The 25,405-nt window shown below is 59.9% G+C and carries 19 protein-coding genes and 2 tRNA genes; 11 read left to right on the forward strand and 10 right to left on the reverse strand.

Features of this window, described 5'->3' with window-relative positions:
• Positions 1–14 precede the first annotated feature (14 nt).
• Positions 15–1,082 carry a DUF1786 domain-containing protein gene (locus Q4I12_RS11050; RefSeq protein ID WP_204673762.1) on the reverse strand — a complete coding sequence of 356 codons (1,068 nt, stop codon included), beginning with the start codon at positions 1,080–1,082 and terminating at the stop codon, positions 15–17.
• A gap of 169 nt (positions 1,083–1,251) precedes the next feature.
• On the opposite strand from Q4I12_RS11050, the gene Q4I12_RS11055 reads away from it, so the two are divergent.
• Positions 1,252–1,336: transfer RNA gene (locus Q4I12_RS11055), tRNA-Leu, on the forward strand.
• 535 nt (positions 1,337–1,871) lie between these two features.
• Here the strand turns inward: Q4I12_RS11055 and Q4I12_RS11060 are convergent.
• Complete coding sequence (locus Q4I12_RS11060; protein ID WP_302261573.1) at positions 1,872–3,074, reverse strand: MFS transporter; 1,203 nt, start codon at positions 3,072–3,074, stop codon at positions 1,872–1,874.
• Positions 3,075–3,301: 227 nt separating this feature from the next.
• On the opposite strand from Q4I12_RS11060, the gene Q4I12_RS11065 reads away from it, so the two are divergent.
• Positions 3,302–4,771 (forward strand): hypothetical protein, encoded by a 1,470-nt coding sequence (locus Q4I12_RS11065; protein WP_302261574.1) that lies wholly within the window; start codon positions 3,302–3,304, stop codon positions 4,769–4,771.
• Positions 4,772–5,079: 308 nt separating this feature from the next.
• Positions 5,080–5,774, forward strand: a protein-coding gene (locus Q4I12_RS11070) for an IS1 family transposase (protein ID WP_302261575.1) whose coding sequence is annotated in 2 segments (ribosomal slippage) — positions 5,080–5,398 and positions 5,398–5,774 — 696 coding nt in all. Because the reading frame shifts where the segments join, the coding sequence is not laid out codon by codon here.
• Between the two features lie 369 nt (positions 5,775–6,143).
• Here Q4I12_RS11070 and Q4I12_RS11075 read toward each other — a convergent pair.
• The 7 genes from Q4I12_RS11075 to mobA form a co-directional block, all read right to left on the reverse strand.
• A complete protein-coding gene (locus Q4I12_RS11075) occupies positions 6,144–8,090 on the reverse strand; it encodes an oxidoreductase (protein ID WP_302261576.1) in 1,947 nt (648 codons plus the stop codon).
• Positions 8,091–8,673: 583 nt separating this feature from the next.
• Positions 8,674–8,749 (reverse strand) — tRNA-Val (locus Q4I12_RS11080).
• 77 nt (positions 8,750–8,826) lie between these two features.
• Positions 8,827–11,472 carry a PEP/pyruvate-binding domain-containing protein gene (locus Q4I12_RS11085; protein ID WP_302261577.1) on the reverse strand — a complete coding sequence of 882 codons (2,646 nt, stop codon included), beginning with the start codon at positions 11,470–11,472 and terminating at the stop codon, positions 8,827–8,829.
• A 1-nt stretch (position 11,473) separates the two neighbouring features.
• Positions 11,474–11,854 carry a response regulator gene (locus Q4I12_RS11090; protein ID WP_006005507.1) on the reverse strand — a complete coding sequence of 127 codons (381 nt, stop codon included), beginning with the start codon at positions 11,852–11,854 and terminating at the stop codon, positions 11,474–11,476.
• A gap of 9 nt (positions 11,855–11,863) precedes the next feature.
• Positions 11,864–13,564 (reverse strand): sensor histidine kinase, encoded by a 1,701-nt coding sequence (locus Q4I12_RS11095; protein ID WP_297158934.1) that lies wholly within the window; start codon positions 13,562–13,564, stop codon positions 11,864–11,866.
• Entirely contained in the window at positions 13,565–16,018 is a 2,454-nt protein-coding gene (locus Q4I12_RS11100; protein ID WP_302261578.1) for a PEP/pyruvate-binding domain-containing protein, read from the reverse strand.
• Positions 16,019–16,271: 253 nt separating this feature from the next.
• Positions 16,272–16,925, reverse strand: coding sequence for a molybdenum cofactor guanylyltransferase (mobA, locus tag Q4I12_RS11105; RefSeq protein WP_302261579.1), 654 nt, complete (start codon positions 16,923–16,925; stop codon positions 16,272–16,274).
• Positions 16,926–17,074: 149 nt separating this feature from the next.
• Between mobA and Q4I12_RS11110 the strand changes: the two genes are divergently transcribed.
• From Q4I12_RS11110 to Q4I12_RS11130, 5 genes are all read left to right on the forward strand, one after another.
• Positions 17,075–18,007, forward strand: coding sequence for a metal ABC transporter substrate-binding protein (locus Q4I12_RS11110; protein WP_302261580.1), 933 nt, complete (start codon positions 17,075–17,077; stop codon positions 18,005–18,007).
• Positions 17,991–18,830: a metal ABC transporter ATP-binding protein gene (locus tag Q4I12_RS11115; RefSeq protein ID WP_302261581.1), complete on the forward strand. Its 840-nt coding sequence runs from the start codon at positions 17,991–17,993 to the stop codon at positions 18,828–18,830. Before Q4I12_RS11110 ends, Q4I12_RS11115 begins: the two co-directional genes overlap by 17 nt.
• The gene (locus Q4I12_RS11120) at positions 18,823–19,689 is read left to right on the forward strand and encodes a metal ABC transporter permease (RefSeq protein ID WP_289616095.1); all 867 of its coding nucleotides are present in this window, start codon (positions 18,823–18,825) and stop codon (positions 19,687–19,689) included. Before Q4I12_RS11115 ends, Q4I12_RS11120 begins: the two co-directional genes overlap by 8 nt.
• A gap of 16 nt (positions 19,690–19,705) precedes the next feature.
• A complete protein-coding gene (locus Q4I12_RS11125) occupies positions 19,706–20,845 on the forward strand; it encodes a UDP-N-acetylglucosamine 2-epimerase (RefSeq protein ID WP_302261582.1) in 1,140 nt (379 codons plus the stop codon).
• Between the two features lie 172 nt (positions 20,846–21,017).
• A complete protein-coding gene (locus tag Q4I12_RS11130) occupies positions 21,018–21,821 on the forward strand; it encodes a formate/nitrite transporter family protein (RefSeq protein ID WP_367891473.1) in 804 nt (267 codons plus the stop codon).
• Positions 21,822–22,088: 267 nt separating this feature from the next.
• Here Q4I12_RS11130 and Q4I12_RS11135 read toward each other — a convergent pair whose 3' ends face one another.
• Positions 22,089–22,487 (reverse strand): hypothetical protein, encoded by a 399-nt coding sequence (locus Q4I12_RS11135; RefSeq protein ID WP_302261583.1) that lies wholly within the window; start codon positions 22,485–22,487, stop codon positions 22,089–22,091.
• A 259-nt stretch (positions 22,488–22,746) separates the two neighbouring features.
• On the opposite strand from Q4I12_RS11135, the gene Q4I12_RS11140 reads away from it, so the two are divergent.
• The 3 genes from Q4I12_RS11140 (at position 22,747) to Q4I12_RS11150 (ending at position 25,405) form a co-directional block, all read left to right on the forward strand.
• Entirely contained in the window at positions 22,747–23,697 is a 951-nt protein-coding gene (locus Q4I12_RS11140) for an AEC family transporter (RefSeq protein ID WP_302261584.1), read from the forward strand.
• Between the two features lie 66 nt (positions 23,698–23,763).
• A complete protein-coding gene (gene dctP / locus Q4I12_RS11145; RefSeq protein ID WP_302261585.1) occupies positions 23,764–24,840 on the forward strand; it encodes a TRAP transporter substrate-binding protein DctP in 1,077 nt (358 codons plus the stop codon).
• A gap of 94 nt (positions 24,841–24,934) precedes the next feature.
• The gene (locus Q4I12_RS11150; RefSeq protein WP_168935694.1) at positions 24,935–25,405 is read left to right on the forward strand and encodes a TRAP transporter small permease; all 471 of its coding nucleotides are present in this window, start codon (positions 24,935–24,937) and stop codon (positions 25,403–25,405) included.

The following is a 25,405-nucleotide window of genomic DNA, read 5'->3' on the forward strand; positions in this document are numbered from 1 at the left end:
TTGTCCATCTTGAATTACAAACGCCCGGCGGCGTCGCCCCTGTGCGCCCATCCCCAGAGCAGGCCAAAACAGCCTGCCAGCATCATATCGCCATACGGGGCCAGGAACTGTCCCTGTCCCTGCAAAAATTCCCGCTTCGGTCCCAGTATATAGGTGGGTTCGTAGCCTCCGGCCTCCTCACAGTAGGGACCGAACGCCGTCCCGTGCCCTCCGTGTGCAAGGACCTCCTCGCACGGCAGCCAGGAACGCCGGAACTGCTCAAGATCCGCAAGGTATTCCTGCAGGGTACGCATGCCGGTATGATGCTCGTAGATGCCGCGGACCTGTCCCTGATAGACCAGCGCCGCCACCGTATGGCTGTTGCCCACATTGATGATGGTAATCCCTTCGCGCCAGCTCCGCTTCATGACTTCCGGCACGCACAAGGCGCCCAGCAGGGCACAGGTCCCCGTATCCGCCACCGGGCCGCCAGTTTTTTTCTGCAAGGCCAGCAGACGGGTGCATTCCGCCGGCGGCTGTTCGTAGATCCAGTTGGCCGGCAGGGCCGATGCCTGCAGCAGGGCCGTCCAGGCCTGCATGCGTCCCATGCGGTTGCCGTTGGGATGAAAACCATGATCCTGACAGCCCGCCAGTACCAGATGTGGCAACGGGAGCCCGGCCTGCCGCAGCAGTCCGGCAAAAAATTCCGGGGAATAATCGGAAAGAGGTACCGGCACGGCACCGGCCGGACACTGCTCCGCTACCTGGACGCCCATGCTGCGGACGACTTCGGGGTTGTCGTGCAGGGCGCTGGCAGCACTGGCGGTACTGTAGACAGCAAACCCCGCCTTGATGTGGTCACGCACGGCAAGGCCAAAGCCGCCACCGATATTTTCACCATACAGCCATACCGGCTGCTTGAGCAGGGTCAGCTCACGAATGCGCTGCGCGGCCAGACGGGCCGGTGAAGGCAGGACGAAGCGTGGCCAGTTGTGGACTTCCAGTCCCGGACGGGCCAAAAGGACATCCTGGGTGCCGCTGCCGATATCGACACAAAGGACAGGACCTGTTTTTTGTAAAAAAGTACGAACACCGTCATCCATGGTTTTTCTCCAGGCCAAACAATAGCAAAGTTTGCCGTTTCTTGGTGTACCGGTTAGCCGGGCCCAAGGCAAGCCCCCAGCCTTTCCGGCAGGGCTGCTCAAAAAAATTTTTCCCAAATGCAAAAAAGTTCTTGCCAAGCCACCCGGTTTTCTGTATCACTCCACTTGTGCCGAGGTGGTGGAATTGGTAGACACGCTATCTTGAGGTGGTAGTGGCAACCGCCGTGCGGGTTCGATTCCCGCCCTCGGCACCAGCAAGACATCAAGGGTTGTGGCAACTAGCCGCAACCCTTTCTTTTTTTGTTGTTTCGAGCAGCGCTACAAGCCCATCCTGTCCCCTGTTTTTCCTGCCTTGACGAATTTGGGTCAAACAGGTGGTACAAAAGGTGCCTCAAATGCCATCCGCTGCCGCTTCTTCCGCTCACCCGCACGGCACTTGCCACTCCCACCCAGCAACCCGCCGTTCCGGCCAGCATCTTCTTTGCGTGGGACGCATCTTCTATTTTCGTTGTGCTCTGCCTGCTGCTGCCCAAAAAACGTCTGGGGAATGCCGAGATACGCCTGAGCCTGGGAACATGTTTTCGTCAGGAAGCCAAACTGCTTGCCTGCCAGCTTTTTGCCCTGCTGTATGCTTCATTGCCTGGCGTACCTGATCTTCCCACGCTGCGGCATATCCTTGTCCGGCATCTGTCTTCCATGCAGGGAAAGGATGTCAGAGAATACGGACGACTCCCAAGGCCGTCTTCCTCTCCGCCCCGCGGCAGAAGGATAGAAAAGAGCCTGTCCGCCCTATTCGGAACCAAGCACAGCCCGATATTGGGGAGCGACGAATTTGAGGAATATCCCCAGCGAGACAAGCTGCCCCCAGGCTGCAACCATATAGGCAATATCCATCCCCAATGACTGAGAGATGATCCCTCCCATCAGGAGGGAAAGACATATGCCGCTATCCATCCCGATAAAGTACATTGCATTGGCAACTCCCCGCTTTGTCTTGTCCGCCAGATATACAAGTACTGTCTGATAGCTGGGCAGAAGAGCCCCCAGAGATATGCCCAGCAGCCCCCCGCATCCCAGAAAAAGTACGGGAGATGTCGTCCGGGCAAGGAGCAACGCAGCGCCCAGCGCCACAAGATCCGCCATACAGACCAGAATGACGAGATAGCCTTTATCTACAATATAGCCGGAGAACAGACGGCTTACCAAGAGCCCTATCCCCATCAGCAGGAAAAAAGCACTGGCATAGGAATCCATGCCAGTGTCTCTGGCCAGCACTGAGGTATAATTCGAGATCATCCCCAGCATGAAGGCTGCAATGAACAAAGAGGCCAGTGCATAGAGGCCTTGCGGCATGAAAAACATGTCCCAGGTAGGCTTTCTGTGTTTTGCTGCCTGTATTTTTTTCGGAGCCGTGATGAATAACTGCAAAAAAGTACCCAGCATGGCAAAGACAAAGGGCAAGCCAAAAGCAGCGGCATAGGAATATTTGTTTGTCACATACAAGCCCAGCATGGGGCCAAGGATCATCCCCAGCGACAACATACTGCTGAATACCCCGATCCCCATCCCCAATTTTTTCTCAGGGATAAAGCTGACTGCCATCGTTGCCTGCGAAGTGGTCATGATGGAAAAGCTTATGCCATGCAACAAACGTATGCCGATAAAAAGCGAGATCGTTGCCGCCATAAAAGTCAGAGGGAAAAAGATAGCACAGCAGGTGGTAGCAATCAGTAGGAGACGCTTGCAGTCCATCATATCTGACATCATCCCGGAAAAAGGACGCACCGCAAGGGCGACCAGGGGAAAGGCTGCGAGACCTATGCCCATCACCGATTCTTTACAGTGAAGGACATCGATCAAATACAACGGAAGCACAGGCATTACTGAATATATAGCCATACATGTGCAAAGGTTTGCGATACAAATTAAGTAAAAATCATTTTTAAAAAGTATATTATCGTTATTATTTTTAGTATTCTCGCCATTTTTCATATAAACCTCCTTTATGCATCATCATTATCGAATTATACGATTTAAATTATATATGATGATTACAATTATCAACATTCCAAACGACAAAGATGAAAAATACTGTATCTCCATTTTATTCCCTTATGCAGGATACAAGCCACACGCAGGATGCGGAGAGGACATTTCTTCGTAATCTTGACAGCCTGTTGCCTCCCTGAGCACTATATTCATCAACGGGAGGTTTCAGTATGAAGCGGCTCCTTCATTGTCATCAGTATCATTTTTGCATCTTTTTGCTGTTCATATCGTCTCTGTTTTTTCCCTATACAGATACGATATATGCCGTCCCCTCCGACCCTTCGGAAGGCTTCATCATGGACATGGCACCACTCCTTGGCAGCAATGGACGGGTCAAAGCCATTGCCCCGGGCTGCCGGGCCATGACCGGCTTTCTTGATGGCGCCCCTTTTGTCTGGAGCCGGGACTTTGGCCTGGTCCGCCTTGCTCCTCCTCCCAAATATTTCGGCATGGGGGACTTCGTAAGCGATGACGGGAGCTCCATGCTGGGGTTCGTATCCATCAATGATGCCAGCCATCCTGCCCCGTACGGCCAGACCTGGGCACGCCCCGGTTTTATCTGGCGCTACGGCGAGCCCCTGCAGTACATGTCCGGGCATGGCATCGTAGATGTCGAATGGTACGGCCTGTCTGCGGATGGCGATACGGCCTTGGGCTATGGCAAAAGAAAGCCCCCCTCTGCCCCAACAACTGCAAAAGGCAAGGCTGTTGAAAATCTGGAATTGACGCCGCATCACAACCGCTGGTTTTCCATCAGGAACAAAAAACTGTTCCGAGTGCTGGACAAAATCACCCGGCCTGACGCCAGCCCGTACTACAGGCTCCTGAGCCGCGACGGCAAAAAGCTGCTGCAAAAGCAGCATGACAACAGCGTCCAGGTCGTCGATCTGCAAACAGGCAAACTATGTCCGCTTACATTTGGCGGTGTGCTGCCCCACGCCTCTGCAGATTTGGCCAAGGGGGAGAAATGCATCCTGCAAGCAGGTGATCCGCAAAATCCTCTCTTCCGCTGGGGAAGATGGCCGGGCTTTCGCCGCAGCCGTCTTCTTTCGGACAGCGAACTGAAAAAAGCGGCGCCAGACAGCCCCCTGCATGCGGACTGGATTCTTGATGATTTCTTTTGTTCGATCCCCAGCTTTGATGCCCGTTTCACCCTCTGTGCACTCTATCTGAAGAAAGTGCCCAAGAAGCCTGTCCGCCGCCCATCCCTCCTTGACGCCACAAGCCTGACCGTTCTGGTCCGGCTGGATGCCAAGGGGAACGATATCCCCATCGACGATGGCCCGGCGCTGATGGGGCTGGATATCAGTGATGATGGCAAAACCATCCTCTACGAGATGGATGCTGAGATCTGGGTCTGGAATGAAGGCCTTGTCCTGCCTCATGACAGCGTTCCCCGTCCCATGCCGCTCGCGCGCTATCTGGAGCATTTCGGGCTGTCTCTGCCTTCGGAGCGAACCATAAAATCGGCTGTCATGAGCCCGGACGGGCAATGCTTTTTTGGCGAGCTTGCCCTGTTTGGTGACGAGCAATTCCCCTGTAAACAGTTCCTTGCCTGCATCAAGGGGAACCCTCCGCGGCCTCACTGGGACCTGAACAGCAAAAAAATATCGAACCGTGGGGGCCAGCCTGCCCGATAGGCGCAGGAAGATTCTAGAGGAGTGTCTGGCGTCCTGATTTTATTTACAAGGGCAGTTTCGTCCTTGTATGCCCCGGTGCCCTAAAATCCCAAGTCTTCACTGCTCAGGGGCTTTAGGGACCGGCAATCAGCTAGGCATCTCATGGAAAGGAAGACCTGAACAAGTCCCCTGTGGCGGCTTCACAAAGGCGACACGGTTATCGCGCCAGTTATCCGTAGTACGGCGGGTCAGGCCAGAAGTCTGCAAAAAATATCGAGAGTATTGCATAAAGAATGTTATAATGGCATACTCCAGTTAAGGAGTTCTTTATGCAATACTGTCCAAAATGTGCGTCAGAGCGGATTGTGAAGAATGGAAGACACTTGGAGCGTCAGAGATTTCGCTGCAAAGACTGCGGTTTTCAATTTACCCGTGACACTCCCAGAGGACGACCGGCAACGGAAAAGGCAATGGCCATCCTGCTTTATACTTTGGGCCTTTCGTTTAATGCCATAGCACGTATTTATGGAGTTGCAACATCGACCGTCATGCGTTGGGTCCGGGATTTCGCTGAAAAAACTTATGAAAAGCCTTCTCCTGGGGAAGCTGTCATCATAGAACTTGATGAGATGTGGCACTATTTGCATTCAAAAAAAACAAACTATGGCTCTGGAAAGCTTATTGTCGCGATACCGGTCAACTCATTGACTGGGAATGTGGCAATCGTGACCAAAGCACTCTTGCAAGATTGATGGCAAGGCTTCACCGTTGGTCTGTCTGGTTCTTCTGTACCGACAACTGGAAAGTATATCCACGGGAAATACCCGAGGACGACCTCATTCAAGGAAAACGGGGAACCGTGCGAATTGAACGAAATAATGCCCGCCAAAGACACTGGTTTGCCCGTTTCAAACGTAAATCTCAGGTGGTTTCAAGGTCCTTGCGAATGGTTGATCTCACAATATCTCTCTTTGCCAGATTTCATGTGAACGGGCAAAGAGAAGATATTTTATCATTCTTTTAGCAATACTCTCAAAATATCTTCTGCAGACTGAAGAAGGATAACTGCCATGTATCACGCATCCTCTGCCGCCTGGACAAAGGCGTGCTGGGTACTCCAGGGGGCTCCTGCCCATCACGGAAGCCTGCCGACTGAGGCAAAATCATCGCTGCCTCTTGTCGCCTGTCACGTCCCCGCATTGCTGTGGCAAGCTGCTTGCGACCACTTGCTTAGGAGGCAGTAGCTCAGGCAGGCTTGCTCCTTCCGGCGGCCAGCAAAAGGGAAATGGCACATCACGGCATTGACCCGATGCCTCCCGGAATCCCCCTCCGACAGCCCCCTTTGCAAACTGGCGGGAGCGCATACGCGCCCCCGCACAGGCCATAATCAGGATCAGATATCCAGAGCGGCGTGATAGCCCCAGTAGACGGCATTGGTGATGGTGGAAACGCGGGCGGCATCACCGATGATGCGCACAAAGGGCGCGCCATCCTGCAATTCTTCCACGATATCCGAGCACGAACGCTGCCCAAGGGCCGCAATGACGCTTTTGCCGGGCACGAGGAACTGCCGCCCTTCCTTGTCTTCACACCAGATGCCGTCAGGGCGGACTTCCAGGCCCCGGCAGCCGGTGTGGACAGTGGCGTACTTTTCCACTTCCTTCAGCAGCAGGGGGCGGTGGCGCACGTTGGCATCAGGCGCAAGGGCATCCCGCATCTCCACGACATGGACGGTCTTGCCTTCCTGGCCCAGATGGATGGCGCACTCACACCCGGCAAGGCCGCCGCCGAAGACGACCACATCTTCCCCGACCTTGTCCTTTTCCTTATAGTAATTGTTGACCACGACCACATTATCGCCCTTCAGCCCGGGGATGGGCGGCAGCAACGGACGGGACCCCACAGCGATGATCAGGGCATCGGGCGCCTCCCGTTCCACATATTCCGCGGTCACTTCCGTATTGAGGCGAATCTCCACGCCGGCCTTGCGGGCAAGGTGGGCATAGGTCCCGGCCAGCTGATACATCTCGTACTTGAAGGGAAGAGCCTGTTCACTGCGCAGGATGCCGCCGAGGCTGTCCTCTTTTTCGCACAGGATGACCTGATGGCCGCGCCGGGCCGCCGTCCAGGCCGCATACAGGCCGCCGGGGCCACCGCCTGCCACCAGGACTTTTTTCTTTTCCGGCGCAGGCAGCACATAGTCGCCTTCCATTTCGCGCCCGATAAGCGGGTTGACCGTACAGCGACGCGTGGCCGTAGCCGCACGCTCAGCCATACAGGTAAAGCAGCGCAGGCAACGGACGATCTCCTCGTCCCGGTTGGCCATGACCTTTTCCGGCAGGAAGGGATCGGCCAGCAGCGCACGCGCCATATACACCACATCGGCCTTGCCGGACTTGATGATCTCTTCCATCTGGGCAGGATCGTTCAGGCCGCCGATGGTCGCCACAGGGATGGAGACATGCTTTTTGATCTCCGCCGCCAGATAAACATTGCAGCCGTGTGCCTTGAACATGGAAGGATGCGTATCGCCAAAACCGCGCTGGTAGGTACCGGCGGAAACATGCAAAAGGTCGATGCAGTCTTCCAGTTCCTGAGCGATGGCGATGCCGTCTTCCAGCGTGTAGCCGCCCTCGAACAGCTCAGAGCCGCTCATGCGAAACTCAATGGGAAAACCGGGGCCCACGGCCTCGCGCACGGACTGCAGCACCCGGCGGGCAAAGCGGCAACGGTTCTGGATACTGCCCCCGTATTCGTCCGTCCGGTGGTTGAACCAGGGCGACAAGAACTGGTTGATGAGCCAACCGTGCCCGCCGTGGACCATGATCATCTCAAAGCCCGCGCGTTTGGCCAGACCGGCGACCTGCCCATAGGCAGCCACGATCTCGTCGATCATCTCGTGGCTCAGTTCCCCCACTTCCACGCCGTCGGGGCGTACGCAGGCCGAAGGTCCCCACTGGGCAAGGCCGTGCTGGCGGCTTTTGTCCGTCATGTACGTGCCGGAATACATACCGGAATGGGAAAGCTCCACACTGGGGATGGCGCCATGCCGACGGATGGCGTCCGCCGTATAGGCAAAGGAGGCCAAAGAATTCAAAATGGCCGTATCCAGATGATAGGCATGGCTGCCGTCGGTCTTCGGATGCACCATGCATTCGCTGATGGTGACGGCACCGGCGCCGCCCTTGGCCCGCAGCTCATAAAAAGCAGTGGATTTGGGGCCGATGCAGCCGTCGTTGGTGATGTCCGTACCGCCCATGGGCGCGGAGAACATACGGTTGCGGAACGTGACACGCCCAATGGTGATGGGTTTGCACAAATGGGGGAACTTTCTTTCCATAAAAACTCCATGCTGTCGTTGTAACGACATGACGCTTCACCCGTTCAGGGAAAGTATCTTAAAAACAAAATATATTAGTAGGATAGCATATAAAAGACTGCCAAGATCCTGACAACCTTCCGCGAGGAGGACACCGTGCGGCCAAAGAGCTGCCGGCAATGCTGGCAGCCTGCAACGGAACAGTCTGCAGGACCGCGGCAGCAGGAGATGCTCCGACGCTCCAGATCGTTTCCCTCGCAACTATCCGGCTGAAAAAAAGACGGATCGCCTGCCATATCCGCTCCATATTACCTTGAATGGACACGGCGTACCCGCCTCTGTTTGGTTTGATAGTACGAAAACAAGAAAAAAGCAAAATTTTCCTACATAGAAATACGGCGGCCCACGGTGAGAATCCTTTGCATCCTCTCCATCTCCGCCGGGATGAGCTCGCATCATGTCCACGCTACGGCCCTGTCTATACGTCAAAGTGGTATGGGACAAAAAAAGGGGGACGGTCGATACCGTCCCCCCTGACCAGGCTTTAGCCATGAGTGTACATAACAAAAAAACCACCCGCTGTGCGGGTGGTTTTGATTTTCCTTGGTGGGCAGTACAGGACTTGAACCTGTGGCCCCCGCCTTGTAAGGGCGGTGCTCAACCAGCTGAGCTAACTGCCCAAGCTGCCTTTTCCAGAGCGGAAAAGGCATGCCGTCTTCTAATATAACGCCGTACGCGTGTCAACCGCAGCCGCCGATCAGCTGAATTGCAAGGGCTTTGCCATCAGCGTTGCCATGTCTCCGGCCAGCTTTTCCTTGAGGGCCGCGGCACGTACGGTATCCTTCATGATCATGTCCACCTGACGGCTGTGGATCAGCAGATAGCCGATCAGGCGCGTCCGGCGCAGGGTCTCTTCGGCGTTGTACGCTTCCGCCACGGCAAACATGGAATCGTTCTTGATGTCCACACGGAAGCCGTGGCTCTCCAGCAGGTCGGCCAGCATCCTGGCACGCAGGATGCGGCGGCTGACGTCCGCTGCCCCGCCCTTGAACTGGAAGCTGACGAAGTTCTCGTGCTCATCCTCGCCCGCAAGACATTCCACCGTGCAGAAATGGTACCCGTACCGGGCCTGCAGGATCATATAGCGCGAGGCGATGATGAAGAAGTTCTTGTCAGCCATGGCCGTAGGCGCCGTACTTTCCAGCTCCCGGTTCATGGTGCTCTCGAACACGACGCTCATGAAGCCAGAGGCGCTGGTCGCCGGCGGCCCGGCCCAGGGCACGGCCACCATGCCGTTCCACAGGGCCAGCATGGGTTTGCAGGCGATGTCCCCCAGCTCAACCAGCGGTCCGTTGACGCTGCGCTTGAAGCCGTCATCCATGTCGATGACCCAGTATTGCAGCTTGACGCCCACCTTGAGCTGCTTGCCCATGTTGCGGTTGAGGGCCGCCTCGCTGTCGAACATCAGCCCCACGGCCTTTTCATGGCAGAAGCGGGTGATGTCGTGCAGGCTGGTGCAATTGGCCGGCGAGAAATCCGGTGAATCCGGGTCCAGCAGATGCAGGGGCGTCATCAGGGCCGCCAGTTCCTTGAGGCGCTGATAGACGGGGCTCCCGGCCATAAGGTTGGGGGGCGTCGCTCCTGCCGGGATCAATTCGGGATGGCTCCCGGCCAGTACCGTGCCCCGGTCGGCCAGCAGCGTGACCTCACCGGCATTTTCCAGCAGATGGCTGGCATCCTTCAGACTGAACAGGGCCGGGAGCTTGTATTCCCGTGCCACAGAGGCCAGATGCCCGGCCATGCCGCCCGTTTCGCTGATCAGGCCCGCAGCCCGTGAAAGCAGCGTGGCCCAGCGGGGCTGCGCCCGTTCGATGACCAGTATGCCGCCTCGCGGGAAAGAAAGCATGTCCGCATCTTTGCGGGCCACGAAAACAGGTCCCACAGCCACCCCGGAGCTGACGGCCATACCGCCCTGTGCCAGGACGGGCAGATCGCCGGGGTCTTCTTCTCCGGCCACTGCCGCCGGGGCTTCCTCCACCTGGTCGGGCGCGCTCTCGAATAGCGGACGGCTTTGCAGGACCACGATACGCGTGTTGCCCTCATAGGGTTCCAGCGCCCATTCCACATCCTGCGGCTCGTTGTAGAATTCTTCCAGCGCCAGGGCCACCTGCGCCAGCTCGCGGGCCTGGGCATCCGTCAGACTGGGACGGACAGCCGCCTCGCCTTCCAGATCGGAACGGCTGACGCCCTGCGCCGCCTCGGGAGCGCAATCCAGGCGGAACGCCTTGTAGGCGATATGCTTTTCAAGCAGTTCCGGCGGATTCTGGCGACTGAAAGCGAACACGTCCGGCGTGACGGCCCCGTCCACCACAGCCTGGGGCAGCCCGGGAACGGCATTGAGCGTTACCTGTCCCCTTCCCTGCCGGCTGGCCACGGGGTCGCGGCTGTAGGCCACACCGCCGGCCAGCGCCTGCACCATGCTGAGCACGCCCACACTCATGGGCGCAGCCTCATCCGGGATGCCGCGCTGGAAACGGTAGCTCATGGCCGTGACCGCGTACTTGCTGGCCACGATCTCCTTCCAGACTTCGCAGGCTTCTTCGGGCAGGACATTCAATTCCGACCTGTACTGACCCGCAAAGGTCACGCCCAGAGCATCTTCGCCCACGGCGCTGCTGCGCAGGGCAAGGCGCAGCTCGCTGCCGCAACGTTCCACCATGCCCGCCACGGCCTCTTCGATGGCCTGCTCTAGCTGCGGCGGCAAGGGCGCGTTGAGGATGCACTGCTGCAATGCGGCCGACAGGCTGAACAGATCGTCCATGCTGTCCATATCCGCGCTCTGGATGCGGCGGGAGATCTCGTCACGCAGCCCGTTGTATTCCATGAAGGCATGATAGGCGTTGACCGTCACGGCAAAACCGTCAGGCACGGCCAGCCCCACATTGGCGGAGACTTCGCCAAGATTGGCCATCTTGCCGCCGACCTGCGGCATGTCCCCCAGACGGATGTCCGTCAGGGGCAGCAGCAGGGGGCCGTCCGTGACCAGGCTCTTCCGCTCCAGCACATCGGTGATGCGGCCGCTGACATCATTGAAAGCGGTCTGCAGACTTTCGTACTGGTTGTCGGAAAGCGCGTTGAGCTCGCGTACCATCTGGTACACGGCCGTTGCCGCCCGCGTACCGGCACCGCGAACATAGCTCATGCCGAAGGGTCGCGAACCGGCCAGGGCCTCTTCCACTTCGCTCATGATCTCGAGCGCGTTCTTGTTGGAGGACAGCAGGCGACGGAACCGGGCACAACGTTCACGGAGCTGCTTTTTCAGCTCTTCCTCGCGTGCCAGATCCTCGGGGCTCAGCTCTTTCTGCCCGCCCAGCAAGTGTCGCAATCGTGTGAATATGGACATATCACGCAGCGGCGCGAACCGCCTCCTCCATCTTGATGATCAGCTCGTTGATGGCCACGGGCTTCAGCATATAGTCGTAAGCCCCCAGATCCATGCCCTGCACGGCCACACCGAGGGAGGCATGGCCCGTCAGCAGCAGCACAGGCAGTTTGGGGGCGATCTTCTTCATGTGGCGCAGCGTTTCCAGCCCATCCATGCCGGGCATGCGCACGTCCATGACCACTACCTGGAACATGGTCTCGGGCTGCTTCATGGCCTCCGTGACGATATCCAGCGCGCTCTGCCCGTCAGGAGCCGTCACGATGGTCATGCCGCGGCGGGACAGACGTTTTTCCATCAGCTGCAGGAATTCCACTTCATCATCAACAAAGAGTGCGTGCATGGCATTCTCCTAAGCGTCTTCGCTGGTTTCAAGGGGTTGGCTCGGCGGTTCCGCGGGCAGGCTGATGCAGAATGTCGTCCCCTGCCCCACAACGCTGCTGACCTCTATACGGCCACCAAGCTTTTCCAGAATCGTAAAGCAGATGGCCAGGCCAAGCCCTGTACCCTCGCCCACTGCCTTTGTGGTGAAGAAAGGATCGAAGATACGCTGCATGGTCTCTTCGTCCATGCCCGGCCCCGTATCCTTGAAGTAGATGCGTGCGCCATCTTCCCAGGGTTCGGTGCGCACGGCGATGGAGCCATTCTTGCCTATGGCGTCGATGGCATTGTCGATGATGTTGATGAACACCTGCTCCAGCTGGGCCGAATCGGAAAGGATGACCGGCACATCGGCGGAAAAGTCCTTTTCGATGGTGATATTGCGGCCGCGGGCCTCGGTCTTGAGGAACTCCGTCGCCTGATCCACCAGAACGTTGACCATGATCTCCGAGCGGCCGGGATTCATGCGCCGGCCAAAGCCCAGCATGCGCTGCGTGATCCCCTTGGCACGCTGCACGTGCTTTTCGATCTTGTCCGTGCTCTCCATGATCTCGTCGTAATTGACCATGTTCTTGGGGTTCTCGTCCTGCAGCAGGTCACGGATCCAGCCGGCGTTCTCCTGGATCAGCATGAGAGGATTGTTGACCTCATGGGCCACGCCTGCGGCCATCTTGCCGAGAGCCGCCATCTTGCTGGATTGCAGCATGCGGGCGTCGATATGGGCCTGTTTGCGGTCGGCGGCCGTCAGACAAGAGACGATGTAGCGCGTCCCCAGGAAGGCACCCACCGTGACCAGCACGGCACCCAGTCCCACGAAAAGCAGGATATAGATGCGCAGGCGGTGCAGCGGGGCCAGGCTTTCCCGCACATCGTCCACCACCACCAGCAGCCAGGGCATGGAATCCAGATGCATCATGGCCGCCAAAGGCTCCTTGCTGCCGCTGTCTCCCGGCTGGGACGGCAGGGGCACAAGGGCGATGCCCTGACGCAGCACGTTGGGCAAGGTGACATCAAAGTGTTCCAGGATGCGGCCGTAATCGCGGGAATCGGTCTGCAGCACGCCCTGCTCGTTGATCAGGAAGGCGTCACTGCGCTCCCCGGAGTACACGCGCTGCAGCAGGCTGTTGATGGCTTCCATGTCGATGGTGGCACGCATGATGAAGCTCTCGCCCCCTTCATGACGCAGGACGGCGATGATGAAATGCGGCACATTGCGGAAGCCCATGAACACGTCGCTGACGAAAACGCCCTTGCGCAGTACCTCGGTGAACCAGGGCGCATTGACGTAGTTGGCATCACGCAGGTCGAACGGCCCCACATAGGAGATGTGGCGGCCGTCCATGCCGATGATGCCAAGATCCACGAAGGAGCGCCCGCTCTGCTGCATGACCGTGAAGATACGGCTCAGCCGGTCGGGATCCCGCAATTCGGCAAGGTCATGCGTGAAGGCCAGCGTTTTTATCTGGGAAACGCGCTCATGCAAAAAGGTATCCAGCGCCCGGTGTTTACTGCTGCAAACGGCTTCGATACCGGCAGAGATCTTTTCATCATAGATGGAATTGATGCGGTCTATGCTGAAGATCCCCAGTGCCACCAGCGGCAAAAGGGCAAGCCCCAGATGCGTGACGAACAGACGGCGGAAGATGCGTCTGTATTCCCGTGTGGAAGGCATCTACTCCTCCTTGGCTGAAATCTGGGAAAGGTCTCCACCAGTCAGCAAGATACGGCAATGGTTCAGCATGGTCTTGCGGGTCGCCGCCACCTTGGCGCTGTCCTGCATGATCATGTCCAGCTGGCGGGTATGGATGGTCAGATAGCCTGCAACAGCCAGCAGGCACTGGCCTTCTTCCATATCCATGCCTTCAAGGCGCGCTGTCACGGCGTCATTGCGGACCACCGGCGTCAGGCCGAATTCCCACAGCAGATCGGCCACGAAGCGCACCCGCAGGATGCGGCGTTCGATATTGGCCGCCCCGCCGCGCAGCTGGAAGGCCACGTAATTTTCCGGCGTACGGTCCCCCAGCCGGGCTTCGACGGAGACGAAATGGAAGCCGAAGCGCGAATGCAGGCTGCAATAGTCGCGCGAAACCATGAAATAATTCTTTTCCGTAAAGTAGGCCGTCTGTGCCGCCGGATCCAGATTGGGATTGGCCGTGGCCTCGAACAGCACGGAAAGGAAGCCCTTGCCGTCCACCGGCGGGGGCCCCTGCCAGGGATAGGCGTTCATGCCGTGCCAGATAGCCTGCATGGGGATGGAGGTGATGTCCTCCACGTCGATGACCGGGCCGGGCTGGACCTTGCCGAAGCCGTCATTAAGGTTCACGACCCAGAACTGTTTGAGGACCTTGTCCCGCAGCTGTTTGATGCGCTGGGCCGCGTACTGTTTGTCGGACCCCAGGGTGAACATGGCGCTGACGGCCTTTTCATGGCAGTAGCGGGCGATATCGTGATAGGTCTGGCAGTTGGCCGCCTTGAAATCCACGCTGTCCACGTCGATGGTCAGGGGAAGGATATGTTCCGCCGCATGCTGCAGCACCCGGTACACGGGGCTGCCGGGCAGATAGTCGCGGGGCGGACGGGCCTGGGCCAGCAGCTCGTCCAGCTGGCCGGTGAAGACACAGCCCATCTCCGTGCAGACCGTCACCTTGTCGCCCGGGGTCAGCTTTTCCATGGCTCCGGCCAGGCCGAACATGGCCGGGATGCCGAACTCGCGGGCCAGAGAGAACAGGCGCGAGCCCAGCAGGCCGTCCTCGGCGATGATGGCCCCGGCACGGTCCACCAGCGAAGCCCACTGGTACAGATCGCGCTGCACCACCAGGATGCCGCCGTCAGGAAAATCCAGGACATCAGACCAGGAACGGGCGATGACCACCGGGCCGCAGGCCCTGCCGCGGCTGGTGGTGACGCCGCCGGTCAGCAGGGGCGCGGGCAGGTTGTCATCCGCGCGGGACTCGGCCTCGTCTTCACGCTCTTCCTGAGTCCGGGCCTTGATGACCATGGGGCGCGCCATGAGCACCTGCGTCCGGCCGGACGGCGTGCGCAGCCAGACCATGGACTGGGGACAGCCGGACATATTTTCCAGCTCCATGGCCAGGGCCGCCACATCAGCGGCGGCCTGATCGGAAAAGGAACTGCCGTCCTCGGCGTCATGCATACATCGGGCGCTGACTTTGTACGGCGGGGTCCGGGAAACATGCATCACGTTGACGGGCACCAGCGAGTATTCCATGTCCTGCGGCAGCCCGTTACAGAAATAGATATGGACGTTACCGCCCTTCAGGTCGATGGGGTTGGCCGTATGGGCCATGCCGCCAAAGCTGTCCTCCTCCACGGCAAGGCAGGTGATGCAGATGCGGGCATTGGCTTCCATCAGGCCGCGGGCACGCCGGTAAACCAGGGCCTGGGCCTGCTGCTTGCGGGCCAGCGTCGTATGCAGGGAAGCCAGGATATCCATATCGGACGCATGCAGGGAGACTGTGGGGCCCCAGACCAGCAGCCCGGGATCCGTGCCCGGCGTGTCCTCGCCGTCATCCATGCAGGGCCACAAACGCCCTTTGAACAGCAGGCGCATCTCGCCCGGACATTTTTTGCGCAGCTCCGCCAGCGCGGCACAAAATTCTTCCACCAGTCTGTCCGGTAACGGCGTGCTTTCCGTCAGTTCGCTCAGGCTTTCCGAAAGATCCTGCAAGGTCTCGGGGAGGTAGCCCCCTGCGGCCTGGATGCGCCGGTTCATCTCTTCCAGCATCCCCGTACCGGCAAACAGGCTCATGCAGCCTGCGGCCGTCACCACGAAACCGTCAGGGACCACATCGGGGCTCTGGCGGCGCAGCTCGCCAAGACGGGCCGTGGATTTGTCGGCCAGATGGGCCTCCGCTGCACGGCCCGCCTCTTCCAGCGGGATGATGTACGGTCCCTCCAGTAATTGTACATGCGGGTAGACCTCACTGGCAACCGCTGTCTGCAAATGGTCGAAGCGTTCGTACAGGGCCTTGCACTGGGAAGGATTGAGGCGTTCGAGATGCTGGATGCACTGGTACACCTGCGTGGCCACGCTGGTGCACAGAGCCCGGACCCTGTGCAGGCCAAAGGGATGGTCACAGCACAGGGTATATTCCAGTGAGGTCATGTTCTCCTGGAATTTGTTCCAGGCCGTCAAAAACAGTTTGAAGCGATGATGCCGGACGGCAAACGTATGTTCCGGGCTGCCGTCCGAGGCGGAGCTGCCCTTTTTATCGCTGGTAAACCGTTTGAAAAATTTGCTTAAAAACATTATCTTCCTCGTCCGAAAAAACAAGGGACGGCAGGATCAGCCGTTTTACAGAAGGCCGGGAAAACGATTTGCAGGATATTGTGCATAATATCCCAAGCAGGCCGCAGATTCAAGCCCGGTCAGGGATTTCGGCAAATTTCTCACCCGTCTCCTGCGCTATGGTCCCCCCCAGGGCGGTTGCTGCCTGCTGCAGATCCTGCGGTGTGTTGACATTGAAAAAAGCACGGGCGTCTTCCGCCCCGTACTTTTCGAAGCATTGCAGTTCGAGGGGCACGGCTTCCCGCATCTTGAGATGCCCTCGGGCCACAGCAGCTTCCAGAAAAGAGGCGGCCTCCACCCGGTAGATGGCGGCCAGGGATTCCGTCCAGCCATTGGGCGCCATGAAGGCCGTCATCAGGGACTGGCGGGGAGAGGCGGCAAATGCTGCGACCAGACGTCGCAACATGCCCGTATGCATGAGCGGCAGGTCGCACGAAAGTGCCAGCACCGCAGGGATACCTTCCGCGCGGGCACGGACCAGAGCCGCATGGACGCCGCAGATGGGGCCGGAAGCCGGCAGAAGATCCGGCACACAATTCTGCCGGGCATACGTCTGCCCGGCACGGCACGAGACCCAGACCTGTTCACACAGCGGCCGCAGCAGGGCGACGCTCCGTTCAAGCAGGGTCGGGGCAGTATCCCCTCCCAGCCGCAACAGGCTCTTGTCCCGGCCCATACGCCGGGAACGCCCCCCCGCCAAAACGACACCGGCGATCCGTACCACGCTCCCTCCTGCCACTGGCGGCCACAAAAGGCCTTGCCAAGACGTCTTCCTGCCAGCATAATGCCCGCCGGAGAGGCTGGCAAGTCTGTGGTTGACAGACAGCCGAGTTCTTTACTAAGTTTTTTGAAAATCATTTTCGGATTCATCCTATGCTCGCAATCGCTCCCCGATGCAGCTCTCGAACGGCTGCAAGCCTCCTGATCCTGGCCCTCCTGTCGCTGCTGCCCCTGTCCCTGCAGGCGGCCTCACGACCCGTCCATGTCCTGGCAACAACCTACCCCGTCTGGCAGCTGGCCCGTCCTCTGGTGGCCGGTCTGGAAAACGTCCGGCTCGACCTGTTGATCCCTGCCGCCACCGGCTGCCCGCATGATTACGCGCCGACCCCGGCCGACCTTACCAAGGTGGCGACTGCGGACGTGATCCTGATGAACGGCCTTGGACTGGAGGCAGCTTTCGCCCCGGCCCTGGCCCAGGCCGAAGCCCGCAAAGCCGACTGCAGCCAGGGCATCGCCCTGCTTGCCGGCCGCTCCGACCATGAGGAAGAAGGGCACGATCATCATCACGATGACAACCCGCATGTCTTCACTTCTCCTGCTGCTGCGGCCCAGATGGCCGGGACCATGGCCGAGGCCCTGATCCGTGCCTGCCCGGAACAGGCGGAAACCGTCCGGCGCAATGCCGCTGCCCTGCAAAAGGGTCTGCTGGATCTGGAAAACCGGCTTGCCGCCCTGGGGGCCGCCCATCCCGGTGCCTGCGTGCTGCTGCAACACGATTCCCTGGCGTACATGATGCGTTCCGCAGGCCTGAAGGTCATGGACGTTTTGCAGGAGAACGAGGAGCAGGCCCCCTCTGCCGCCCGGTTGCTGGAATGCATCGAGCACATCAAGAAAGAGCGGCCCGCCCTGCTCATAGGCGAGCCCCAGTTCTCGCCCCGTCCTCTGGAGACCCTGGCCGCCGAGACCGGTATCCCCGTCATCCAGCTGGATTCCATGGCCTCGGGGCCGGAAAATACTCCTGTGAACCATTTTGAACAGCAGATGCGCAACAACTGCCAGATCCTCGAAAATGCCCTCTCTCACTAATCAGCCTGCGGCCATCGACATCGCCCATGTGGATGTCCGCCGCGGGGATCTCCACATCCTGCAGGACATATCGGCTGCCGCCCCCCAGGGGAGCAGCACGGTCCTGGTCGGCCCCAATGGCGCGGGAAAAAGCACCCTGCTGCACTGCATCATCAACGAGATCGCCTATACCGGCGAGATCCGCATGCAGGGGAAAAGCGGCCGGAGACCCCGCCTGGCCTATGTGCCGCAAAACCTGCAGATGGACAGCGCCCTGCCCCTGACCGTGGCCGAATTCCTTTCCCTGGGGCACCAGCGCCGTCCCCTCTGGCTCGGCATCAAGGGCAGCGCTTCCCGGCGCGCCCGTGCGGCTCTGGCGCCCGTGCATGCGGAACACCTCATCCGCCGTCGCATGAGCGACCTTTCCGGCGGAGAACTGCGCCGCATCTTGCTGGCCGCAGCCCTGGCCCGTGAGCCCGAGATCCTGCTGCTGGACGAACCGGCGGCGGGAGTGGACTTTCAGGGGGAACGCCTTTTCTGGGAGGTCCTCGACAATGCCCGGCAGCAACAGGGCTTTACCCAGCTCATGGTGACCCACAACCTGCCTCTGGCGGCCCATTACGCCGATCACGTCATCGGGCTGAACAAAAAGGTCATTGCCCAGGGGCCGCCCCAGCAGACCCTGCTGGCCCCTACCCTGATGAAGCTGTTCGGCGTGCCCATCCATCTTTACCCCAACCAGTGCGAACACCCTGAAGCCGCCTGCAACAAGTGCGGCGCCCTGTGCCACGCCCTGCGCATGGCCCCTGCAGGCAGGGAAGACAAGGGGCAGCGCCATGCCTGATATCTCCTCCATCTGCCATATGCTTTCCCTGCTGCCGCTGGACTGCCTCAAGCTGAGCTTCATGCAGCAGGCCCTGCTGGCCGTCCTGCTGCTCACCCCCATGACAGCCGCCCTGGGAGTGGAGGTCATCTCCTTCCGCATGGCCTTCTTTTCCGATGCCATCGGGCATTCGGCCTTTGCCGGTGTGGCTTTGGGCCTGCTGCTCTCGATTGACCCGCACTGGTCCATGCCTGCGTTCGGCGTGCTGGTGGGTCTGGCCGTCATGGCCGTACGCCGGGGCAGCGCCCTTTCCTCGGATACGGTCATCGGCATCGTCTTTTCGGCCGTCGTGGCTTTCGGTCTGGCCGTTGTCAGCCGCCAGCCGGGCATGGCCCGCACCATGCAGCAATTCCTTTACGGTGACGTGCTGACCGTGAGCCAGGGCGAGATCGTTTGTCTGGCCGTTCTGTTCGTCGCCCTGCTGATCTTTCAGATCATCGGTTACAACCGTCTGCTCTATATCGCTCTCAATCCTGTCATGGCGCGTGTCCACGGCATCAATGTCTGCCTGTGGCAATACGCCTTTTCCGGTCTGCTGGCCCTGGTCGTCATGTTTTGCGTCTGGACCGTGGGCGTGCTGCTGGTCACGGCCATGCTCATCGTCCCGGCGGCGGCAGGCCGCAACTTTGCCCAGACGGCGGGCGGCATGTTCTGGTGGGCCCAGGTCGTGGCCGTCACGTCCGGGGTAGCCGGTCTGCTGCTCTCGGCACAGGAATGGATGTCCACGGCCAGCGGCGCCACCATGATCCTTGTGGCCTGCGTCTGGTTCGCCCTCAGCAGCGTGTGGGCCCGCTTGCGCCGTCCCCACCGGCTTTCGTGATGCAGGAGGCCTGATCATGAGCATGCGCGTCCTGGTCTTTGTCGGCAGCCGCTCCCAGCTGCTGCAGCATATCCCCGTAGAACGTACGGTACGGAGTTTCCGTGCCTGGGAGCCCCGCCTCGTCCTTTCTTCTGAAAGAGGGGATCACGCCCTCTGGGCTCCCCTGCTCGACGACTATGGCGTCACGCCCTGCCACCGGCTGGGCCCGGCCCCGGCCTCCCTTTCCGATGCGAGCCTGCTGGCCCACATCATGAGCAGCGCCAGTCTGCTGCTGCATCGGGAAGCCCCGGCCGCGGTGCTTGTCTACGGCCATTCCGTCACGACGCTGGCCGCGGCTCTGGCCGCAGCGGAACACGGTATCCCGGTCATCCATGTGGGCGCCGGGCAATACCCGGAAGGCATGAGCAGCCCGGAAGGGCGGCATGCCGAGCTCACGGACCGCCTGTCCAGTCTGCTCTGCTGTCTCGATCCTGCCGATGAACAGGATCTGCATGCCCGGCAGATGGAACGGGGGACCTGCGTCACAGGCGATACCCTCTATGACCTGTTCGAGCAGGACCGCCCCCGCCTGCAGCCCTTTGAGGAGGCAGAGCGTCATGGAGCGACCTTCGGGGAATTCATCCTTTGCTATCTTTCCCGGCCGGCGGCCCTCCGCAGCCCCGACGGCATCCGCTCCCTGCTGGAAGGATTGCAGGCCCTGCACGCCCGGCAGGAGCGTCCCGTCCTGCTGGTGCAGCATCCGTCCGCCCTTGCCTGTTTCCAGGAGCGGGAGCAGCAGATCCCGGACGGTATCCGCATCCTGCCGCCTCTGACGCACATCGCCTTCCTGTCCCTTGTATGCGCCAGCACCTTCGTCGTGACGGACTCGCCCGCCCTGCAGCGGGAGGCCCTGTATGCCGGCAAGCGCGCCCTGCTGCTTCCTCCGGTACCGTCCGGGTCGGCCGCCGTGCAGAACGGCTGGCATATCGCCTGCACCTCTGCCGCAGACCTGGCCGCCGCCGGAGAAACCGTACTCCAGCCCTGTCCGCATCCGGGTCTGCCCGGGACCAGCGGTCAGGCTTCCCGTCGGGTGGCGGCCGCCGTCATGGCCATCCTTGCCGACATCGCGGACGGCATCCCTCAGGGGGACAGCGCCTCCGGTCCACAGGATGATTGACGCTCTATCCTCCGCAACCTGTTGACAATCAGGGAAAAACGCGAAACAAGGATTGCTTGGTGTTTTCACCGGGCAATCTTTTTTTGCCCTGTACAGAAGAGCACAATCCCCGGGAGGAACCATGGATGCGCTTATGCTGAGTCAACCGGAAACCGTGGCCTTTGGGATAGCCATGGGAGAGAAAAAGGCCAAAGCCGGCTGGGTGCGTCAGATCGTGCTCGCCTTCTGGGCCGGGGCCTTCATCGCCTTTGCTGCGGAAGGTTCCAACATGGCCGCCTTCAACCTGCTCGCCCGGCCGGAAACCTACGGTCTGGGCAAATGTCTGGCAGGCACCATCTTTCCCGTGGGCCTGATGCTGGTCATGCTGACGGGGGCGGAGCTCTTCACCGGCAATACGCTCATGTGCATGGCCCTTGCGGAAAAACGCATCACCCTGGCAGCCATGCTGCGCAACTGGCTGTTCGTCTACATCGGCAATTTTTTGGGCAGCCTCTTCCTTGCCCACATGATCGTCACATCCGGTCAGCTCGCCAGCGGCGCCGGGATGCTTGGCGGTGTGACCCTGCGCATCGCCGCCAGCAAGGTCGCCCTGGACTTTCTGCCCGCCTTCTACCTGGGACTGATGTGCAACTGGCTGGTCTGTCTGGCGGTCTGGTTCTGCTGGAGCGCCCGCAGCCAGACCGGCAAGATGCTGGGCATCTTCTTCCCCATCTGGCTGTTCATCACCTCCGGCTTCGAGCACAGTGTCGCCAACATGTATTACATCCCGGCGGGCATCATGGCCGCAGGCAACGAACTTTTTGCCAAGGCTTCGGGCCTGTCCGCCGAGGCGCTGGCCAGTCTGACCTGGGGCAACTTTGCCATCCATAACCTCATCCCCGTCACCCTGGGCAATATCGCCGGCGGCGCTCTGTTCGTCGGCATGATCCACTGGTGGACGCACCGGGGGGCGCTGACGGCCAGACAGGGCCACTAAAAAATAGGCCCGGCGAGAGGCCCCGGGCGCTGCCGGACAGGATGTCCACGCATCTCGCCCTCTTTCCCGCTGAAGACAATATAAAAGGCGGACATCCCTTCACGAACGGATGTCCGCCTTTTTCTGCCCTGACAGAGAGTCTTCAAAAGACCGCCACGCGCTACGAGCGACCTCGTACCTGCAATCCTTTCGACCGGCCAGACCGTGCATACCAGGATCTGCCTTGCAATGGATGCGATCCTGCAAGGCTGCTCCCCCTTCCGGAGATTAGCGCCACTCGATACTGTCTATCAGCCCTTCCAGGGCGGGATGTCCTCCGATGATGGAGATCACACGCAGATCCGTACCGGCAACATGGACGATAGTCACACCATGATCCCCGAATGCGAAGCTGTAGACACCATCTTCTTCCATGATATCGCTCCCCCCCAGGCCCTGGGCCATCTCGGCAGCGAAGGCTGCCGGATCGACATCCTGGGCTGAGGCCACGGTCACGGTCACAATGGCTTCCCTGTCGGGCGATACGAACCCCACCATGGCGCCCTTTTCCTCCATGACCTCCCATCCCGGGGGCACATCGGCACGGAAGCCGTCGAAATCTCTGGCCATACAGGCCACAGGAAGGATCAGCAGCAGGACAAGAAAAACAAGCAGTTTTTTCTGCATCGATATCTCCTTGAAGAGAAAGAACTTCGCCCGGACGGAGCCGGCCTTGTCCGGAAAGGGCCACGTATCTTCCATGATGGCCATATGCGCAGCCCGCACGAACAGCCTACCCCGCCCTTCTGCTCCATGACAATCTTCCAAGCAGTCAGATAGGCTTTGACAAGATAAAGACCTGCGCCTAGCATGACAGGGGCATCGGAATCAGAAATGACATGTATGGCCTTCATGTCACCGATGCCAGAATCCGGATCGCGTTTTTATGGACAGGTTGCTCCTTTCCCTTTGCCTCATCTTTCTCAGTCTTGCCGCGGGTCATGCCGCGCAGCATCTGCTGTGCATTCCTCGTCCCCGGCTGGAAAGCATCCGGAAGCGCCTGCAAACCTTCGCCGTCTTCTGCCTCATTCCCTGTTCGGCCATGCTTTCCCTGTGGGGTCTGCCCTCACCGGATTCCCGTTTGCTGGCCCTTCCCTTTCTGGGCATCGCCTCCTGGATCTGGGGCGGCCTCCTTTCCCTGCGTGTCGCCCGGGCCCTGCATCTGGATGCGCCGCGTACCGGCAGTTTTTATTGCTGCGGGACCTTCTCCAATCTGGGCGCGGTGGGGGCCCTGGTCTCCGTCATGTTCTTTGGAGAAAAGGCCATCGCCATCGTGGCATTGTTCCGGATCTGCGAAGAAATGTTCTACTTCGGGATCTCCTTTCCTGTGGCACGCCGTCTCGGGGGCGGCGAAGGTGCGTTCCGTCTGTGCTCCTTCCGGCCTGATCCTGTGCTGCTGCTCATCCTGACAGCTCTCGGGCTGGGACTTGCCCTCAACATGCTGGGCGTTCCCCGTCCCGCGCCGCTGGGCTCCGTGGCTGCGGCCGCCATGCTTCTTGCCACGGTGCTTTTTCTTTTTGCCATCGGGCTCGGGCTGCGTCTTTCCCGCGTATCCTGCTACGCGCGTGAGGCCGCGGCCCTGGCGATCGTCAAATTCATCGGCGTTCCCCTGCTGCTGGTGCCGCTGGCCGCCCTGGCAGGGCTCGGCAGCATCGACGGGGGGCTGCCGCTCCGGGTCGTGACGGTCCTTTCCTGCATGCCCGTTGCCATGACGGCCCTGGTGCCTCCGGCCCTGTTCGGACTCGATGTGGACATGGCCAATGCGCTGTGGATCTTTTCCACCCTGGCTCTGGTCGTCATTTTGCCTGTGCTGTATTTCGTTCTGCCGCTGTTGTGAGATGCTGCCGCGTGTCGTGGGGACCTGTGGCCACGGCAGGACGTTCTATCCTGAGGAGGATGTTTCATGAAAGGTTTCTACCGCTGGGCAGTCATGGCCGTGTGCGCCTGTCTGCTGGCCCTGCCGGCAACGGCAGCTCCGTACAAAAGCGAGTACAAACTGAGCGTCGTGCCCGGCGCCACCTCCGGCTGGGGCATGACCGGTACGTTCTTTGCCGACCTGGTGCGCGAGCGCAGCCAGGGCCGCATCAACATCAAGGTCTATCACTCCAGCCAGCTGCTGGCCGGCAAGCAGACTTCGGAATTTTTGCTGCTGCGCAACGGCGCCATCGACTTTGCCCTGGCCTCGACCATCAACTGGTCTCCCCAAATCAAAGAACTGAACCTGCCCGCCCTGCCCTTCTTCCTGGCCGTGCAGTCTGACCGCTACAAGGCCATGGATGCCATCCTGGCCGGCAAATCCGGCAAGATGATGACCCAGGCTGTGGAAAAGAAGGGCGTCAAGATCATCGGCTGGACCGAAAACGGCTTCCGTGAGCTGACCACCTCCAAGGGCCCCATCACCAAGCCTGAAGACCTGCGCGGTCTGAAGATCCGTGTGGTGGGCAGCCCCATCTTCATCGAAACCTTCCGTGCCCTGGGTGCCAACCCCGTCAACATGAACTGGAGCGAAGCCACCACCGGCTTCCAGCAGGGCGTGGTGGACGGTCAGGAAAACCCCACCAACGGCATCAACATCCCGCTCAAGATCTGGGATTACCACAAGTTCCACTGCGACTGGCACTACATCATCGACCCCCTGATGCTGGGCGTTAACCCCCGCGTCTGGAAGTCCTTCAGCCCTGAAGACCAGAAGCTGCTGTTGGAATGCGCCGCCGAAACGGAAAAGTACGGCAAGGCCCTTTCCCGTCTGGGCATGGACGACGGTTCCGCCCTGGCCTACCTCAAGAGCATCAATAAGCTGCCCGAGACCACGGATTGTTACGCGGTCATGGAAGCCAACGGCATGACGGTATCCCGCCTGAGCAACGAACAGATCGCCGCCCTGGCCAAGGCCACGGAAGGCGTCCGCAAGGACTGGACCGCCAAGATCGGTGCCGACCTTGTCAAGGCCGCCGAGGAGGATATGGCCTCCGTCCGTTAGGGAGCGATCCCCGTACGGCAGGCTTTGCTGATTTTGTTTTTTCGTTTTGTGGGGAGGGCCCGGCCCTCCCCCTTTCAACCACCGGATGGATTCGATGCTGCGTTTTCTGGATACGCGCCTGGAAGAGATGCTGGGCGCGCTGCTGCTGGCGGTGATGGTGACCATCGCCTTTGTCAATGTGGTCGTGCGCTACTGCACACCGTTTTCTTTTGCCTGGACGGAGGAGCTGACCATCAACTTCTTCGTCTGGATCGTCCTGCTCGGTTCGGCCCGCTCTTTCCGTGACGGCAGCCATCTGGGTATGAGCATCCTGTATGATGCCCTGCCCAAGTCGCTACGCTTTTGCTGCTATCTGCTCTCCATGGCGCTCTGCCTCGGCTTTTTCGGGGCCCTGGCCTGGACGGGCTGGCTGGAAGTACGGGACGAATACGAGCTGGAAGTCATTTCCGAAGCGCTGGCCGTCCCTGTCTGGTGGTATACCATCGCCACCCCGCTTTTTTCCGTACTGACCATTTTTCGCATGTTGCAACGTGCCTGCGCTGATCTGCGCAGCGGCAGCTATTAG

Source organism: Desulfovibrio piger, assembly GCF_951793255.1.
Lineage (GTDB): Bacteria > Desulfobacterota > Desulfovibrionia > Desulfovibrionales > Desulfovibrionaceae > Desulfovibrio.